Origin of the sequence: Streptomyces sp. T39 (genome assembly GCF_008042045.1) — a bacterium.
Taxonomy (GTDB): Bacteria; Actinomycetota; Actinomycetes; order Streptomycetales; family Streptomycetaceae; genus Streptomyces.
In genome coordinates, this window is the sequence record NZ_RDBP01000145.1 from 1 (window position 1) to 1,929 (window position 1,929).

Below are 1,929 nucleotides of genomic sequence, written 5' to 3' on the forward strand. Positions count from 1 at the left end.
GCTTTGGTGGGGGTGGTCCGCCCCGTGCGGCCGGTGGTCGCTCGCACCCCCGCTGCGCGCGGGTGTCCTCAAGCGCCGGACGGGCTGGGGTTGCCTGGGCGTGGCCGGGTACGTGTGTGTGCCGTTGGGGCGCTGCGGGGGTGTGTGCGGGCGAGGCTCGCCCGGGGTTGGCCCGTCCCTAGCGCAACGACGTTTTATCGCCCGCACACACCCCCTCCGCGCCCCTGTCGACGTGAGCGAACCGGCCCGTCCWSSSTGGKGGAGGGGACTGTCGGTCTGCGCCCCGGTGGGCCCATGACCGGCCTTCGGCCGGCTCGTGCGCGGCCTTCGGCCGCAACACACATACACACGACGGCCCGCAGTCGAAGACTCCTCCCCCAGCCAGGACGGGCCGGTTCGCTCACGTCGACAGGGGCGCGGAGGGGGTGTGTGCGGGCGATAAAACGTCGTTGCGCTAGGGACGGGCCAACCCCGGGCGAGCCTCGCCCGCACACACCCCCGCAGCGCCCCAACGGCACACACACGTACCCGGCCACGCCCAGGCAACCCCAGCCCGTCCGGCGCTTGAGGACACCCGCGCGCAGCGGGGGTGCGAGCGACCACCGGCCGCACGGGGCGGACCACCCCCACCAAAGCAGCCCGTCCGGCGCTTGAGGACACGGCCGCAGGCCGTGCTGCAACCACCGGCCCGCACGGGGCGAACGAACCCCGCACCACAACAGCCCGTCCGGCGCCTGAGGACACCCGCGCGCAGCGGGGGTGCGCCCACCACCACGCCCGCACAGGGCGGACCACCTCAGCTCGCCAAGCCCCCCAAAAAATCAAAGCAAGCATGCTTGCTTGTTTTCTCGGCCGCTGCCATGCTCCAGGGCACAGACCCGCCGTGCCCACGAGGAGCGCCCGTGTCCGACCCGTCCGCCGTACTCGACGACCTGCGCGACGAGAGCGACGCGCTCGACCGGCTGGTGGCGCCGCTGGACCCCGGCCGGTGGGCCGCGCCGACGCCCGCCGAGGGCTGGAGTGTCGCCCACCAGATCGCCCACCTCGCCTGGACCGACCGGGCCGCCCATCTCGCGGTCACCGACGCCGAGGGGTTCGCCGCCGCCGTGAGCGAGGCGCTCGCCGCCCCCGGAAGCTTCGTCGACGACGGCGCGGCCGAGGGCGCGGCCCTGGCGCCCGCCGAGCTGCTCGACCGATGGCGGCAAGGCCGCGAGCGGCTGCTGCTCGCCCTGCGCGAAGCCCCGCCCGGCGCGCGCTTCCCGTGGTTCGGCCCGCCGATGAGCACCGCGTCGATGGCGACCGCCCGGCTGATGGAGACCTGGGCGCACGGCCAGGACGTGGCCGACGCCCTCGGTGTCGAACGCGCCCCCACGTCCCGCCTCGCGCAGATCGCGCGGATCGGTTTCCGTACACGGGACTTCGCGTACGGCGTGCACGGACTCACCCCGCCCGCCGAGCCGTTCCGCGTCGAACTGACCGGGCCGGCCGGCGAGACGTGGGCGTACGGCCCCGAGGACGCGCCGCAGCGCGTGACCGGGCCCGCGCTCGACTTCGCGCTGCTCGTCACCCAGCGCGCCCACCGCGCCGACCTCGCCCTGCGAGCCGAGGGCGCGGACGCCGACCGCTGGCTGGACATCGCCCAGGCCTTCGCCGGACTCCCCGGCAAGGGTCGCGCCCCCAAGGGGGACGCATGACCCTGCACGGTCATCCCGCCCCTGGTGCGGGCGCCCCGCACGGTCACCCCGCCCCTGGTGCGGGCGCCCGCACCAGGGGCGGGATGACCGTGCAGGGTCATGCGTCCCCCTTGGGGGCGCGACCCTTGCCGGGGAGTCCGGCGAAGGCCTGGGCGATGTCCAGCCAGCGGTCGGCGTCCGCGCCCTCGGCTCGCAGGGCGAGGTCGGCGCGGTGGGCGCGCTGGGTGACGAGCAG

Annotated in this window: 1 protein-coding gene and 1 pseudogene; one reads left to right on the top strand and one right to left on the bottom strand. The window is 75.6% G+C overall.

Translation table 11 applies throughout. The features are described from left to right. Positions 1–902: 902 nt before the first annotated feature. Positions 903–1,694: a TIGR03084 family metal-binding protein gene (locus EAO77_RS36275; protein WP_147992553.1), complete on the top strand. Its 792-nt coding sequence runs from the start codon at positions 903–905 to the stop codon at positions 1,692–1,694. A gap of 97 nt (positions 1,695–1,791) precedes the next feature. Here EAO77_RS36275 and EAO77_RS40785 read toward each other — a convergent pair. Next, positions 1,792–1,929 (bottom strand): annotated as a pseudogene (locus EAO77_RS40785) (wyosine base formation domain-containing protein); the annotation flags it as partial.